Raw genomic sequence first — 15,337 nt, 5'->3', positions numbered from 1 at the left:
ATCTAAATTTAATAAACAAAAAAAAGGTGTTACTTATAAAAAGTAACACCTTAATATTTTTAATAATAATGTGATCATTATTTTTTGTGTCTTGGCTCTGAAGAAACGCTTAATTTTTTTCTACCCTTAGCTCTTCTTCTGGCAAGAACTTTTCTACCATTCGCTGTTGCCATGCGTTCTCTAAAACCATGTTTGTTCCTTCTTTTACGCTTTGACGGCTGATATGTTCTTTTTTGTCCTGGCATTTTTAATACTTTTTGATGTTTTCAAAACCGCGGTTCTGTCCGCAAAATCTGGGCGCAAATATACGAAGAGTTTTCACTTTCACAAATCTAATTAAAAAAATATTTACGATTGTTTTTATTACTTTTGCAATCGATTATTCAGGAACCTATTTTTTTCATGAGACAATTTCTCTCTTTCTTACTTTTCATCTTCTGCATCACTACCATTAACGGGCAAACTACCCTACAATATACCTTGAAAGTTGGAGATGTTTTTCGCATAAAACAGAATGCCAAACAGACCATTATTCAGGAGTTAGATGGTTCCTCCCATGAGATCGTTAACCAAATGAATGGGATATTAGAGTTTAAGGTTGTTGCAATTAAGGAAAAAAACTACATAATTAGCCTTACTTTTAAAGATTTAAATCTAAAAATGACTTCTAGCATACAGGGGGAATTAATGAACGTTAAGGCAAAACAAGTGGTTCCGGGAGACATGCAATCTAGCATTTTTAACAGTATACTCAACAGTCCAGTAAAAATGACTCTTTCAAAGAATGGAGACATCCTTGAGGTTAAAGGTGGAGATGCCTTGGTAACCAAAATGACAGCTGCATCAGGATTGGAAGATGATTTTTCATTAAAAATGATGAAAAAATCTTTAGAAACAGAATTTGGGTCAGGTGCCCTTTCCAACAGTTACAAGCAAATGACCTACATCTATCCTACCAAAAAAATTAAAGTCGGAGATACATGGGAAAATGAATATAAGGGTAAGTTGGCTGCAACCACGGTTTGGACTTTAAAGGCCTTAACATTAAAATCAGCCACGATATCAGGGAAGGCGGTAGTTTCTATGAATGTAGTAGAACCTGCAAGCACTATGAATCTTACAGGAACACAGAACACCTATATCACTACCAATAGATCTACTGGATTTATGTCTAAAATGAATGTGGAAGGTGTATCTAAAGGTGCTTCAGTAATGGCACAAATGAGCGATCAAAAGATCCCTACAACAATAAAATCAAAAGTTACCTACGAATTAATTAACGAGTAAATCATGTTCAATAAAATTTTTAAACTTATCATCGCCGGATTAATTATTGCCTATGCCATCTATCAATTTATAGAAGGAAATATAGGAAATGGAATCTTTTTAATATTACTGTCCTCCATTTTCATATTTCTTTATTTTAGAAATGAAATGATACTACTTGCTTTTTTAAGAATGCGAAAGCAGGATATGGCGGGTACTCAAAAATGGTTAGATAAGATTAAAAACCCGGAGGCCGCACTAACCACAAAACAACAAGGATATTATAACTATTTGCACGGCATCCTTTTTTCACAGACTAACTTGACACAAGCTGAGAAGTATTTCAAAAAGGCGTTAAAACTAGGATTAACCATGGATTACGATGTAGCTATGGCCAAACTTAGTCTCGCCGGCATAGCCATGCAAAAACGTCGTAAAAGGGAAGCCACGATGCTTCTTAACGAGGCCAAAAAATTAGACAAACAGAACATGCTGACTGAGCAAATAAAAATGATGCAACAGCAAATGAAGAAGATTTAGAGCAATGGAGCCCAAAGTCTGCTAAAAGACTCTCTTAATTTCTTGCTCAGAGGTCGATTTTTCCAGCGCTCCACATCTACAATTTCACAGTCTTTTAAATCCTCCATGAACATTTTTTTCATCTGGGATGATATTTCAGTATCATATATCATGGCATTGATCTCAAAGTTGATGGTGAAACTTCTGTAATCCAAATTTGCGGTTCCAATACTACTAAGGTTACTGTCTATAACAATTGTTTTAGCATGCACAAATCCTTTGGTGTAGCGATATACTTCAATTCCTGAATCTAAAAACTCCTCTATATATGAATCTGTTGCATATTTTGCCGCCCATGAATCAGAATCTTTGGGTATAATAACTTTCACCTCCACCCCACTCCTGGAGGCTGTGGTCAAAGCAGCTAATATTTCAGCATTTGGGATAAGATAAGGTGAGGTAATATAAATAGAATCGTTGGCAGAATTTATAGCCAAAAACAAAGCCTCCATAATACTGGCCCAATCCGTGTCAGGTCCACTGGCAACAATTTGTACTGCTGTGGTATTTTTTGTTTCAATTAAAGGTTTTTGCATCACCTTCCGTATATCAATCTTAGAGTTGGATACAAAATCCCAATTTAAAAGAAATGAAGCTTGTAAGGAGCCTACTGCATCCCCCTCTAACCTTAGGTGGGTATCTCTCCAATATATATTGTTATTATAGGTGTTATCATACTTTTTTCTAATATTAATACCTCCAACATATCCTACAATACCATCTACAATCACTATTTTTCTATGATCCCTATAATTGAATTTACTGGTAAACCTGGAAAAGGTTACGGGCATAAAAGCATGGTGCTCTACCCCACTATCCGATAACTTTTGTTTTGTTTTGGGAGAAATAGTACTGCCTACGTCATCGTAAATTAACCTAACATGAACTCCATTTTTTGCCTTTTCGCAAAGTAGATCTAGAATTTGTATGCCCAATTCATCATCGACCACTATAAAGTACTCCACGTGAATGTGAGACTCTGCTGCCTTTAGGTCTTGTAGCAACAATTTGAATTTCTGTTCGCCATTTATAAGGATCTTGGCCTTGTTTTGGAAGGTGACTACGGCCTTATCATTATTTTGCAGAAGCTTATAAATTTTAAAAATTCCTTCTCCGAACTCTTCTCGAAATTCTTTGTTCTCTTTTTGGGTGAATTTAAAAGCCTCCCTCCATTCCTTAAGTTTTATATTATCTAGTACCGATTTCTTTTCAAAAATCTTGTATTTCCTATAATCTTGGCCAAAAAAATAATAGACCAATAAACCCAGAAAAGGCAAGGCTGCTAAGGCAAACAAATAAGAAAGCGTTCTTATAGGATTACTATTCTTTAAAACAATAAATATTGAGAAAAATATAACCAACAAATAATTGATTCCCAATAAAATTTGCCAAAGGTGCTCCTTGAAAAAAGAATACATTATTTTGAAACCTTGTAATACCCTTTGTTAGGAATTTCTATGACATATTTCTTTTTAGAACTATTATTCAAAGACGCCTCCCTCAACCATGGGTTGTGTCTCTTTAGAATTTTATAATTGATTTCGTAGTCTTGGGCAAAATCCGCAAAATTGGCAACAGGGCTATCTACTTCAACAGTAAAGGTCGGTACGGAAGTATATAAATCCTCCTTACCTATTTCAAAACCATATTTTTCTGGATTGGACAAAATTTCTTTGATCGCCAAAATTCTAAATACATATCTTCCCGTTTCTTCACCTAACAATAGATCGTAGTAAGCATCTACTTGTTGTACTCCTTGATATTTTTTAATACCATAGGGTCCTGCATTATAAGAAGCAGCTGCAAGGGTCCAACTTCCAAATTTTTCCTTGGAACTTTTCAAATACCTGCAGGCTACCTCTGTGGATTTTTCCAAGTGATAGCGTTCGTCTACATTCTCATTGATCTCCAGTCCATAATCCTTTCCAGTACCTTTCATTATTTGCCAAAATCCCGTTGCACCAGCCGGTGAGACCACATTATGCAATCCGCTTTCCGCAACGGCCAAGTATTTAAAATCATCAGGTATACCATTCTTCTTTAAAATTGGTTCAATGATGGGAAAGTACTTATTAGCTCTTTTCATTAACAACAAGGCATTAGACTGCCAGTAGGTATTAACCAAAAATTCCCTGTCAATCCGCTCCATTACTTCTGGATCATTCACAGGAACACTTTCTTCTGCAAAATTTAAATCCGTGGGAATATCAATGGCCCTCACCTTGTATCTATAAGAGTTGGCTTCTTCTTCATGTGGCCCCTGATCATTTGAGGTGCCATCCATTGTATTTTGGACCGCAAATATCAAGCTGCTTATTACACAAAGCATTCCAATCAACATCAATCCATTTTTTAATATTTTCATAATCCTTCTCTTAGTGTTTGTTCAATATAATAAAGAAATTAAATAGAACGTCCATTATCTAAAATAATTTTAGGTAGGTGCTCATTAAACCATTTAAATCTATGAATTATCATTGTATGAGATCCATTCTTAACCGTGATGCAATCTTTGATATACTGGATAGGAAAAACATTGTCTTTTTCCCCATGAATATGCACCACATTAGGTGGACATGTAGCTTGATTCCAATTTACAATTTGATCTATGGACCAATCTATATAGTATTTATCTTTAATAGACAAATACTGTTCATAGAGCTGTAATCTTTTTGTCACGGTTTCCCCAAACGCATATTTTGCCAATAATTCTACGTTATTGACCAAACCTGTGGGTAGTAACTTATGTATTTTAGTATATTTAGCAAAAATCATGCGTTTTGGAAGTTCGGAGGTAAGTTTAACACTAGAGATTACTATGACTTTTTTTACCGAAATATGCTTGGCCATTTCCTGAACCAGCATACCTCCAAAAGAAACCCCTACCAAAACTATATCCTTATGCTCAATCTTTAAACACATCACTAAGGCGTATTCGGTCAGTGTCATACCCCTTTCCGGCAAAAACCAGTCCAAAACATGTTTTTCAAATATATCTGAAGGTAAAATTATTTGATTGAAAATAGTAGAATTGGCTGCCATCCCTGGCATAAAATATACATGGATCATATGTTTAGGTTATCCCTGCTTGTGTATAATAAGCTAGGAATGTAGCTAAATTTTCCTTAAATTTGTTGCCATAATAATAATTTCTTGTTCCAAAGACTGATTTTAACATAATAGAATTGAGGCGATGTTAAAAACATCTCAATTACAATCTTACGCAATCAAATATCAAACTATATGAATGAAGTATTAATTAAGGACAATAGTTTCTTGCGTCAATTTGAAACAACCGTTGACGGGCAATTAGCTAAAATTGAGTATTCTTCACAAGAGCGTAAAGTTTTTTTGACAAAATTGGTAATCCCTGAGGAGATTACAATTGAAGGTTTTAAGGAGGATTTTATTAAGGCTGTGTTGAACAATATCCAAGAGAATAACTTAAGGGTGGTCCCTACAAGTCCTGAAATTGCAGGATTTTTAAGAAAAAATAGGCAGTATAAAGAAATGCTACCTGTTGGAATTCGTATTTAAAAAACACAAAAAGCCTTTCCTTCGAGAGGCTTTTTTTTATATAGTTACCTCTGATGCTACAAATTCAAACCGAACCAGACCCTCTTCATCAATTTCGGTAAGGCATATTTTGCACAAAGTATTCACCAAAGCAGGATCCCAAGGCGTCCTAACTTTCACATAATTCTCTGTAAACCCTTGTATATACCCTTCCTTATTCTCTCCCTCAAACAATACAGTTCTGTTAGTTCCAAGCTGACCTTCATAAAAGGCGCGTCTCTTTTTTACCGATAAGCCTCTCAGCATTTTACTGCGTTTGTTTCGTACATTTTTAGGGACAACGCCCTCCATATCTGCGGCAACCGTATTATCCCTTTCAGAATACATGAATACATGTAGGTAGGAAATATCCAATTCATTTAAAAAATGATACGTTTCCAAAAAGTGCTCATTTGTCTCTCCTGGAAACCCAACAATGACGTCAACTCCAATACAGGCATCCGGCATAGTTCGTCTAATTTGAGCAACCCTATCCAGGTATAGATTGGTTAAATATCTTCTTTTCATCAATTTTAAGATGGCGTCACTGCCACTCTGCAAAGGAATATGAAAATGGGGAACAAACGTTTTGCTCTTAGACACAAAATCTATCGTCTCATTTTTTAGCAAATTAGGCTCTATGGATGAAATCCTTAGCCTGTGGATTCCTTCAACAGTATCCAAGGCTTTTACGAGATCCAAAAAGGTGTTTTCGTGTTTTTTATTTCCGAACTCTCCCTTTCCATAATCACCTATATTTACCCCAGTTAGGACAATTTCCTTAATTCCTTGAGAGGAAATTTCAGCGGCGTTATCTAATACATTTTGCAGGGTATCACTTCTGGAAATACCACGAGCCAAAGGAATGGTACAATAGGTACACTTATAATCACATCCGTCTTGCACTTTCAAAAATGCCCTGGTTCTATCGCCAATGGCATAACTACCCACATAAAAATCGGCATCCTCTATTTCGCAGGAGTGTATCTCTCCAAAATCATTTTTGGAAAGGTCGTTGACATAATCTGTTATCTTGAATTTTTCTGTAGCTCCTAATACAAGATCTACCCCATCTACAGCAGCAAGTTGTTCTGGTTTCAACTGGGCATAACAGCCAATAGCTGCCACATATGCATCAGGATTAACTTTCTGCGCCTGTTTTACTATATTTTTGAACCGTTTGTCTGCATTTTCTGTTACCGAACATGTATTGATCACATACATATCGGCAGCTTCAGAAAAGTCTACACGCTGAAAGCCTTCGTCTTCAAAACCTCTAGCAATTGTTGATGTCTCTGAAAAGTTAAGTTTACAACCCAACGTATAAAATGCTACTTTCTTTTTCATGGTCCACTTCTTACGATCTACCTAGTATTCAAGAGTATCCACCTTTATAAAGGATAGAACTTTTAGGCTTGCAAATATACCAACAAATGTTTGTTCTATAAAATAGAGTAATTGTTAACTATTTAAGTAGATTTATATTCTTAATCTTTACGCCATTTTTTTGTTTCCTCAAAAACGTGATTCAAAATACCAGCCTCTACTTCATCGAATTCCACACCCCTTCTTTCCATCGCTATTTTGGCTGTTTCAAAGGCTTTTTTAGGCAAGTAAGTGGTAAAACCAGAAGCCCCACCCCAGCTGTAGCTTGGGACAAAATTCCTAGGGAACCCTGAACCAAAAATATTGGCACTCACCCCTATAACTGTCCCCGTATTAAACATGGTATTGATTCCACACTTACTATGGTCTCCCATCATTAATCCGCAAAACTGAAGTCCAGTTTTTGCAAAGCCTTCTGTCTCATAACTCCATAAACGAACAGGCTCATAATTATTTTTCAGGTTGGAATTGTTGGAGTCGGCCCCAATATTACACCATTCTCCCAAAACAGCATTTCCTAAAAACCCATCATGACCCTTATTGGAGTACGAAAAAAGAACAGCGTTGTTCACCTCTCCCCCAATGCGACAATAAGGCCCAGCTGTGGTAGGCCCATATATCTTGGCACCCATTTTAACAACGGCATGTTCCCCAAGAGCAAAACCACCTCTAATGATACAGCCTTCCATAACCTCTGCGTCTTTTCCAATGTATATAGGTCCATCATTGGCGTTAAGAATGCTGCATTCCACTTTGGCACCATCTTCCAAAAAGATATTCTTTGAGTTAAAAATAGTATTGGTTTTAGAAATGGGGGCACTTTTTCTACCTTCGGTAACTAATTTGAAATCGGCTTCTATTGCCTTTCCATTTTTGGAAAAAATATCCCAAGTATGTTCTATCCTTAAAACATCACTTTCAAACTCTAAAGCGGTGTATTTAGAAAAATCGGGGTCTTCTTGTGTTTCCAAAGAATAAAAGGCAATGATTTCCTCCTTTTGAAAAATGGCCTCGTACGGCTTTAGATTTTTTACCAATGCCACCAAGCCTTCATTGGGTAAGAAAGAAGCATTGATCAATATATTTTCTTCCATTTCCACCATAGGATACTTTTCAGACAGGTATTCTTCGGTAATGGTTGTTGTGGTATAGCCCAAGAATTTTTCCCATTTCTCCCTTATGGTCAAAATGCCAACCCTAATATCTGCCACTGGCCTTGTAAAAGTAAACGGTAACAAAGCATTTCTTACCGTACCGTCGAAAAGAATATAATTCATGGTTCTATTTTTTGTAAAAATAAAAAAAGTCACGCCTCGATTAACATCGGGGCGTGACTATATGCAGTAGTGTGAAAAAGTTTACTCTTTGATGAACTTTTTATATTTGTTCTTGAACTTGTCAATACGACCAGCAGTATCTACTAATTTAGCCTTACCAGTATAAAATGGGTGTGATGTTCTTGAAATCTCCATCTTTACAACTGGGTATTCAACACCATCAACTTCCAAAGTCTCTTTGGTATCTGCCGTAGATTTAGTAAGAAACACGTCTTCATTAGACATATCCTTAAAAGCTACTAATCTATAATTCTCTGGGTGTATTCCTTTCTTCATGGTAAAAAACCTTTAAAACTCTCAATTTTTAGAACTGCAAATTTAGGGATTTTTCCGAAAACAACAATTTAAATCGAAAAAAAAATTAAAATAAAAAAACATTAATTATCTGTAACAAAAATAGACGGTTAACAACTAATAGCAAACAACCGTAAAACTATAAAAAAAATGGAAGAAGACAAACCGAACACAGGGAAAACAGCTTTAAATTTTGGATTAATTCTCGGAGGAATAAGCATTGTATTTGCAATGATGTTATACTCTTTGGACATGCACTACCAAGGTGGCATGCTTGTATTGGGTGTAAGTGTAATTCTTATGATTGCTGTTATTGTACTGGGAATGCTTCAATTCAAAAAAGCAAACAATGGGTTTATGACCTTAGGTCAGGGCTTAAAAGTAGGTTTGGGTATAGCTATCGTTGGTGGTGTAATGGGGATTTTATTCAATCAAGTAATGGCTGGGATTATTGATCCTGAAATGATGGAGAAGGCCATGGAATATCAAAAAGGAGTATTAATGGAAACGACCAAAAAAACTTCTGATCAAATAGATACACAATTGGAAATGGGTAAAAAATTCTCCACACCTTCCATGCAAATTGTATTTGGACTCGTATATAGCCTTGTCGCAGGCTTTATATTCTCTTTAATTGCTGCTTTGATACTAAAAAAACAAGAAACTAATCAGTAATTTGTACTTTTGAAATTATTCTCAGCGGTACCAAATGAATATAAGCATAGTAATTCCCTTACTTAACGAAGAAGAATCACTAAAAGAATTACATGATTGGATTGTGCAAGTAATGCAATCCAATCATTTTTTATATGAAATTCTCTTTATAGATGATGGAAGCACAGACACTTCTTGGAAAATCATCTCAGAACTTTCCTTTCAAAACCCTCACGTAAAAGGAATTCGTTTTCTAAAAAACTTTGGAAAGTCGCAAGCCTTACACGCTGGTTTCAAAGCTGCAAAAGGTGATGTGATCATTACTATGGATGCCGACCTACAGGATAACCCAGAAGAGATCACAGATTTATACAAGCTCATCAAAGAGGAAAACTACGATTTAATATCAGGATGGAAGAAAAAGAGATATGATTCTATTCTCTCTAAAAACTTACCTTCAAAATTATTCAATTGGGCAGCGAGAAGAACCTCTGGAGTACGACTGCACGATTTTAATTGTGGCCTTAAGGCTTACAAGAAGGAAGTCGTAAAAAACATAGAGGTCTCCGGTGAAATGCACCGCTACATCCCCGTATTGGCAAAAAGTGCAGGTTTCTCCAAAATTGGGGAAAAAGTAGTACAGCATCAGGCTAGGAAATATGGAAAAACTAAATTCGGCATGGAACGTTTTATCAATGGATTTTTAGATTTGATTACCATATGGTTCGTATCCAAGTTTGGAAAACGGCCTATGCACCTCTTCGGGGCATTAGGTGTACTAATGTTTATTATTGGCCTTGGTTTTTCGACTTACCTAGGTATTGATAAACTCTTTATTCACCCTACTGGAAGATTAATCACGGAACGGCCACAATTTTTCATAGCCTTAACCGCTATGATCATTGGTACTCAGCTATTTTTGGCAGGTTTCCTAGGTGAAATAATGGTAAGGGCTAGAAAAAATGAAACCAGTTACTCCATTTCTGAAGAATTGAACCTCACCAAAGATTAAAACAATATTCTTTATAAATTTAAATATACCATAAATAGTAATACGCATATGGACGCCATACTCAACACCGCAAAAAGCTGGTTAACCGATTTTTTTGACGCCAACACAAAAAAGGAAATCGAAAATCTGATGAAAACAAATATCGAAGAACTAAAGGATAGGTTTTACAAGGACTTAGAATTTGGAACGGGAGGTATGCGAGGTATAATGGGGGTAGGAACTAACAGAATCAATAAATACACCTTGGGGAAAAACACCCAGGGACTGAGTAACTACCTTAAAAAGGTCTACCCCAATGAGGCGCTAAAAGTGGTCATCGCCTATGATTGCAGACACAATAGCGACACCCTTGCAAAAACAGTAGCTGATGTATTTGCCGCAAACGGCATTAAGGTGTTTTTGTTCTCCGAATTAAGGACCACCCCTGCCCTATCTTTTGCCGTAAAATATTTAAACTGTCATGCAGGAATAGTATTAACAGCCTCCCATAATCCACCGGAATATAATGGGTATAAGGTATATTGGACAGACGGGGGACAAATTGTTCCGCCTCAGGATGTGGAAATCATTTCCGAAATCAACAAACTTTCATTCGAGGATATCAAATTTGAGGCAGATGAAAGCTTGATCCAATTAATAGATAAAGAGGTTGACGAGCCTTTTATCTCAGCGTCGGTAAAAAATGGGAACTTTAATGCAAAGGGTAAGGACGATTTTAAAATTGTTTTTACATCATTGCATGGTACTTCCATTACTGCCATTCCCGAAGTTTTAAAAAGGGCTGGGTACAAAAATGTTACCATAATTGAAGAGCAAGCGGTTCCAGATGGTAACTTTCCAACAGTTAAATCGCCTAACCCAGAAGAACCAGAAGCATTAAACATAGCCATAAAAAAGGCTGAAGAGATTGGTGCGGATATGGTTGTTGGAACTGATCCTGACAGTGACCGATTAGGTATTGCTGTACGCAACCTTGATGGTAAAATGGAATTGTTGAACGGGAACCAGACCATGGTGCTCATGACTAAATTTTTACTGGATCAGCGCAAGGCCCAAGGGATGGAAGGGAATGAATTTATAGCCTCTACCATTGTATCTACCCCTATGATGCCTGCATTGGCAAATGCCTATGGTGTAGAATGCAAGACAGCTCTAACAGGCTTCAAGTGGATCGCTAAAATGATCAAAGATTTTCCAAAGCAACACTTTGTAGGTGGGGGAGAAGAAAGTTTTGGATTTATGGTAGGTGATTTTGTCCGGGATAAGGATGCCGTGACCGCAACCTTATTAGCTTGTGAAATTGGTGCCAATGCCAAGGCTAATGGCAGTTCATTCTACGAAGATTTGATAGCCTGTTATGTAGATTTTGGTTTTTATAAAGAGAAATTGATTTCCTTGACTAAAAAAGGAATCACTGGGGCTGAGGAAATAAAACAGATGATGATAGATTACAAAAATAACCCTGTAATATCCATAGATGGATCCAAGGTTATCTATGTAGACGACTATAATACCTCTACTAAAAAGGATATGGTGACAGGCAAAACAACCACTATAGACATACCAAAATCCAATGTATTGATCTATACAACAGAGGACGGGACCATTATGGCAGCTAGGCCTAGTGGGACGGAACCTAAGATAAAATTCTATTTTAGCATCAATTCAACCTTGGAAAAGGCTAGCAATTTTAAAAAGGTAGATGCGGAATTGGACCAAAAGATCAACAGAATCTTAAATGAACTGAAACTGAATTAATGGAGTATTTTAAAAAAATTCTTCGGTTTGCCAAACCTTATAAAAAATATGGCTACCTAAATATATTCTTTAATATTCTTTATGCACTTTTTAGTGCCCTGTCTTTTGCAGCATTAATCCCTATGTTGGATGTGCTATTTAAACAGGATAAAAAAGTTTTTGTGGAACCCACCTATACGGGTATGCGCCACTTAAAGGATTATTTGCAAGAGTATATCAATTTTAGAGTTACTGCTTATTCAGGAAATGATGAGATGAAGGGACTAGTTTTGGTCATTGGATTGGTATTGATATTATTCTTGTTAAAGAATTTCTTCAATTACCTGGCCATGTATTATATTACTTTTCTCAGGAACGGGGTATTAAAGGACATTAGAAATAAAATGTACCAAAAAATAGTAGAACTCCCTATTTCCTACTATTCGGAAAAAAGAAAAGGCGATGTCATTGCTAGAATTACCTCAGATGTCTTGGAAATTCAGCATTCCTTCCTTTCCGTTTTAGAATTGATCGTAAGGGAACCGCTTACTATTTTATTTACCATTATCATCATGTTTGGTATCAGTACCAAACTTACCCTTTTCGTGTTTATTTTTATCCCCATTGCAGGAATGATCATTTCTAGAATTGGGAAATCATTAAAAAAGAAATCAGACCGAGTTCAAAGAGAATCAGGGGAATTCCTATCCATTGTAGAGGAAACCTTGGGCGGACTTAGGGTAATCAAGGCATTTAACGCAGAATCAAGATTTCAAAAAACTTTCAATTCGTCTACGTTCCGATTTTTTGATTTCTCCAACAAATTACTCAATAGGCAAAATCTCGCCTCCCCAACAGGAGAATTCCTGGGGATTTTGGTCATTGGAGTCCTGTTATGGTTTGGTGGCAAAATGGTGCTGATAGACAAAACCTTAGATGCTTCCTCTTTTATCGCTTATATGGGATTGGCATATAATATTCTTACTCCTGCAAAAGCCATCAGCAAAGCTTCTTATGGCGTTAAAAAGGGTGATGCCGCAGCGGAACGGGTATTGGAAGTTTTGGAAACCGAAAACCCTATAGGAGATATTGAAAATGCCATTTCCAAACCATCTTTTGAGAGCGGAGTATCTATTGAAAATGTCTCCTTTAAATATGAAGACGAATACGTCCTTAAAAACTTTAATCTCAATGTACCCAAAGGACATACCGTTGCTCTGGTAGGGCAATCTGGAAGTGGAAAAAGCACCATAGCCAATTTGGTAACCCGCTTTTACGATGTAAATGAAGGCACTATTAAAATAGATGGTACAGATATAAAACATCTTACCAAGAACTCCCTACGCAATCTGATGGGACTAGTTACACAAGATTCTATTTTGTTCAATGATACGGTAAGAAACAATATTGGCCTCGGGAAAGAAAATGCTTCAGATGAGGAAATAATTGCAGCCGCAAAGATTGCGAATGCACACGACTTTATATCAGAACTTCCAAATGGATATGAGACCAACATTGGGGATAGCGGAAACAAATTAAGTGGTGGCCAAAAGCAACGCTTGTCAATTGCAAGGGCCGTTCTTAAAAATCCTCCCCTGATGATATTAGATGAAGCAACTTCTGCCTTAGATACAGAAAGTGAAAGGTTGGTACAGGATGCATTGGAAAAAATGATGAAAAACAGAACTTCCATTGTAATTGCACATCGCTTGTCTACAATTCAAAACGCAAACACAATTATTGTATTACAAAAGGGAGAAATAGTGGAACAAGGGTCTCATACGCAACTTTTGGAGGCCAATGGGATATACAAAAAACTAGTAACCATGCAATCCTTTGATTCCTAACATAGTATAGCACCTATAATAGGGCGTATGTAAGAAAATTAGTGGTAAATATTAAACCATTGCCAAAATAAGTAGTCACAGATCTAAACGTAAACATCCACTTTTGATATCAGAGGCATCTTTAGTAGACCAGTTAAAGGACAAGGGCACCCAATCCCAAGCTTTTGAGGTATTGATAAATACTTACAAAGTTAGACTCTATTGGCATATCCGAAGAATTGTGCTTAACCATGCCGACACTGATGATGTTTTACAGAATACCTTTATCAAGGTATTTAAAAACATTGAAGGTTTTAAAGGAGAGAGCAAGCTTTTCTCCTGGATGTATAGGATTGCAACTAATGAGGCCTTGAGTTTTTTGAAGTCAAAATCAAAAAAAATGGAGGGTTCCAATGAAGAGCTTCAAGCTCAAATGATAGAAAATTTACAGGCTGATGTATATTTTGAAGGGGAAGAGATACAATTAAAACTTCAAAAGGCTATCGCAGAACTTCCGGAAAAACAAAAATTAGTGTTCAATATGAAGTATTTTGAAGAACTAAAATACGAAGAAATTTCGGAGATTTTGGATACTTCTGTTGGAGCTTTAAAAGCATCCTATCATTTGGCATCAAAGAAAATAGAAGCTTTTTTAAAGAACGATTAAACCTTTTAAGATATTGAAGGTCAAACAAAAGCAATGAAAGAGAAAGATAAACATAGTGGTTTTAAAACTCCCGAAGGATATTTCGAAGGGTTCAACAATTCTCTTTTAGATAAATTGAAAAGAGAAAGCACCGATATACCCCAAAATGAAGGGTTCAGTATTCCTGAAGGTTATTTTGAAGGGTTGAACCAAAATATTCTTATTACTTTAAAAGAAGGGGAATCAAAGGTTATACCTCTCAACCCTTATAAAAAATATTATTTTACGGCCATAGCTGCAGCGGCATCTATTCTTTTGGTTATTAGTTTGCAAAGGAAAAAGGAGGAGGCATTTACTTTTGACGATCTAGCAGCATCTGAAATAGAATCTTATTTTGAATTCCATGATTATGGAATGAGCTACTATGAAATAGTAGAAATAATGCCATTAGACGACATTAATTTACAAGACATGCTTCAAAGAAGAATAAAAGATGAGACTATTGCCGATTATCTAAACGACAATGTCGATCTTTTTGAAGATTTAAATCTAGAAAATGATGAGTATTAATAAAAATATTACGCCATTAGTGCTATTCCTTTTGATCACCGTTGTTTCCTTTTCACAGGATAAGCCGGATCGGGAAAAAATCAAAGCACTAAAAGTAGCGTTTATCACAGAACGATTGGAACTAAGTAGTAATGAAGCACAATTATTCTGGCCAATATACAATGAGCACGAAACGAATATGGAGACTCTAAGGGCAAAAGAATGGTCACAGGTTCATAATAAGATAAAACTGGCCAACACCCTATCGGAAAAAGAAGCCTATGAACTTTTGAGCTTGTATAATACCTTGGAAAAAGAAAAACAAGACTCTTATACTAATTTGTTCTCCAAACTTAAGAATGTACTCTCCAGTAAAAAAACATTATTGTTGATTCAGAGTGAGCACGATTTTAAGCGACAATTGATGCGGATGTACCGCCAAAAACAACGTGATAACTAATATGAAACTAGGTAAAGCCTTATTTTTTGGAGGTTT

17 protein-coding genes are annotated in these 15,337 nt (G+C 36.2%); 10 read left to right on the top strand and 7 right to left on the bottom strand.

What is annotated here, in order from left to right:
* Positions 1–77 precede the first annotated feature (77 nt).
* Complete coding sequence (gene rpmH, locus ABXZ36_RS15210) at positions 78–245, bottom strand: 50S ribosomal protein L34 (RefSeq protein WP_354616538.1); 168 nt, start codon at positions 243–245, stop codon at positions 78–80.
* Between the two features lie 157 nt (positions 246–402).
* Between rpmH and ABXZ36_RS15205 the strand changes: the two genes are divergently transcribed.
* Together ABXZ36_RS15205 and ABXZ36_RS15200 are read left to right on the top strand one after the other, a co-directional pair.
* A complete protein-coding gene (locus ABXZ36_RS15205) occupies positions 403–1,287 on the top strand; it encodes a DUF6263 family protein (protein ID WP_354616537.1) in 885 nt (294 codons plus the stop codon).
* A gap of 3 nt (positions 1,288–1,290) precedes the next feature.
* Entirely contained in the window at positions 1,291–1,806 is a 516-nt protein-coding gene (locus tag ABXZ36_RS15200) for a DUF2892 domain-containing protein (RefSeq protein ID WP_354616536.1), read from the top strand.
* On the opposite strand, the gene cls is transcribed toward ABXZ36_RS15200, so the two are convergent.
* Genes cls through ABXZ36_RS15185 form a run of 3 tightly spaced genes read right to left on the bottom strand, consistent with a single transcriptional unit; the run spans position 1,803 to position 4,914 of the window.
* Positions 1,803–3,263, bottom strand: a complete 1,461-nt coding sequence (gene cls, locus ABXZ36_RS15195; RefSeq protein ID WP_354616535.1) for a cardiolipin synthase — start codon at positions 3,261–3,263, stop codon at positions 1,803–1,805. The two genes, ABXZ36_RS15200 and cls, sit on opposite strands and share 4 nt — an antisense overlap.
* A complete protein-coding gene (locus tag ABXZ36_RS15190; protein WP_354616534.1) occupies positions 3,263–4,210 on the bottom strand; it encodes a lytic transglycosylase domain-containing protein in 948 nt (315 codons plus the stop codon). Before ABXZ36_RS15190 ends, cls begins: the two co-directional genes overlap by 1 nt.
* Positions 4,211–4,248: 38 nt before the next feature.
* Entirely contained in the window at positions 4,249–4,914 is a 666-nt protein-coding gene (locus ABXZ36_RS15185) for an alpha/beta fold hydrolase (RefSeq protein WP_354616533.1), read from the bottom strand.
* 174 nt (positions 4,915–5,088) lie between these two features.
* Here ABXZ36_RS15185 and ABXZ36_RS15180 point away from each other — a divergent pair, with 174 nt between their 5' ends.
* Positions 5,089–5,382, top strand: coding sequence for a GNAT family N-acetyltransferase (locus tag ABXZ36_RS15180; RefSeq protein ID WP_354616532.1), 294 nt, complete (start codon positions 5,089–5,091; stop codon positions 5,380–5,382).
* A 36-nt stretch (positions 5,383–5,418) separates the two neighbouring features.
* Here ABXZ36_RS15180 and mtaB read toward each other — a convergent pair whose 3' ends face one another.
* The 3 genes from mtaB to ABXZ36_RS15165 all read right to left on the bottom strand — a co-directional run bounded on the left by mtaB (position 5,419) and on the right by ABXZ36_RS15165 (position 8,399).
* On the bottom strand, positions 5,419–6,747 hold the full coding sequence (mtaB, locus tag ABXZ36_RS15175; protein WP_354616531.1) for a tRNA (N(6)-L-threonylcarbamoyladenosine(37)-C(2))-methylthiotransferase MtaB: 1,329 nt from the start codon (positions 6,745–6,747) through the stop codon (positions 5,419–5,421).
* A 140-nt stretch (positions 6,748–6,887) separates the two neighbouring features.
* On the bottom strand, positions 6,888–8,063 hold the full coding sequence (locus tag ABXZ36_RS15170) for a GlmU family protein (RefSeq protein WP_354616530.1): 1,176 nt from the start codon (positions 8,061–8,063) through the stop codon (positions 6,888–6,890).
* A gap of 81 nt (positions 8,064–8,144) precedes the next feature.
* The gene (locus tag ABXZ36_RS15165; RefSeq protein WP_354616529.1) at positions 8,145–8,399 is read right to left on the bottom strand and encodes a type B 50S ribosomal protein L31; all 255 of its coding nucleotides are present in this window, start codon (positions 8,397–8,399) and stop codon (positions 8,145–8,147) included.
* Between the two features lie 168 nt (positions 8,400–8,567).
* On the opposite strand from ABXZ36_RS15165, the gene ABXZ36_RS15160 reads away from it, so the two are divergent.
* The 7 genes from ABXZ36_RS15160 (at position 8,568) to ABXZ36_RS15130 (ending at position 15,301) form a co-directional block, all read left to right on the top strand.
* Positions 8,568–9,092, top strand: coding sequence for a DUF4199 domain-containing protein (locus ABXZ36_RS15160; RefSeq protein WP_354616528.1), 525 nt, complete (start codon positions 8,568–8,570; stop codon positions 9,090–9,092).
* Between the two features lie 34 nt (positions 9,093–9,126).
* Positions 9,127–10,083: a glycosyltransferase family 2 protein gene (locus tag ABXZ36_RS15155; RefSeq protein ID WP_354616527.1), complete on the top strand. Its 957-nt coding sequence runs from the start codon at positions 9,127–9,129 to the stop codon at positions 10,081–10,083.
* Between the two features lie 48 nt (positions 10,084–10,131).
* Positions 10,132–11,841 (top strand): phospho-sugar mutase, encoded by a 1,710-nt coding sequence (locus ABXZ36_RS15150; protein ID WP_354616526.1) that lies wholly within the window; start codon positions 10,132–10,134, stop codon positions 11,839–11,841.
* Positions 11,841–13,667: an ABC transporter ATP-binding protein gene (locus tag ABXZ36_RS15145; RefSeq protein ID WP_354616525.1), complete on the top strand. Its 1,827-nt coding sequence runs from the start codon at positions 11,841–11,843 to the stop codon at positions 13,665–13,667. Before ABXZ36_RS15150 ends, ABXZ36_RS15145 begins: the two co-directional genes overlap by 1 nt.
* A gap of 103 nt (positions 13,668–13,770) precedes the next feature.
* Positions 13,771–14,313, top strand: coding sequence for an RNA polymerase sigma factor (locus tag ABXZ36_RS15140; RefSeq protein ID WP_354616524.1), 543 nt, complete (start codon positions 13,771–13,773; stop codon positions 14,311–14,313).
* A 33-nt stretch (positions 14,314–14,346) separates the two neighbouring features.
* The gene (locus ABXZ36_RS15135) at positions 14,347–14,862 is read left to right on the top strand and encodes a hypothetical protein (RefSeq protein WP_354616523.1); all 516 of its coding nucleotides are present in this window, start codon (positions 14,347–14,349) and stop codon (positions 14,860–14,862) included.
* Positions 14,849–15,301: a hypothetical protein gene (locus ABXZ36_RS15130; RefSeq protein WP_354616522.1), complete on the top strand. Its 453-nt coding sequence runs from the start codon at positions 14,849–14,851 to the stop codon at positions 15,299–15,301. Before ABXZ36_RS15135 ends, ABXZ36_RS15130 begins: the two co-directional genes overlap by 14 nt.
* The last annotated feature ends 36 nt before the right edge of the window (positions 15,302–15,337 follow it).

It is taken from the genome of Sediminicola arcticus (assembly GCF_040566695.1).
Taxonomy (GTDB): domain Bacteria; phylum Bacteroidota; class Bacteroidia; order Flavobacteriales; family Flavobacteriaceae; genus Sediminicola; species Sediminicola arcticus.
The sequence above is the reverse complement of the archived record's forward strand: the minus strand, read 5'-3'. Positions and strand labels throughout refer to the sequence as shown.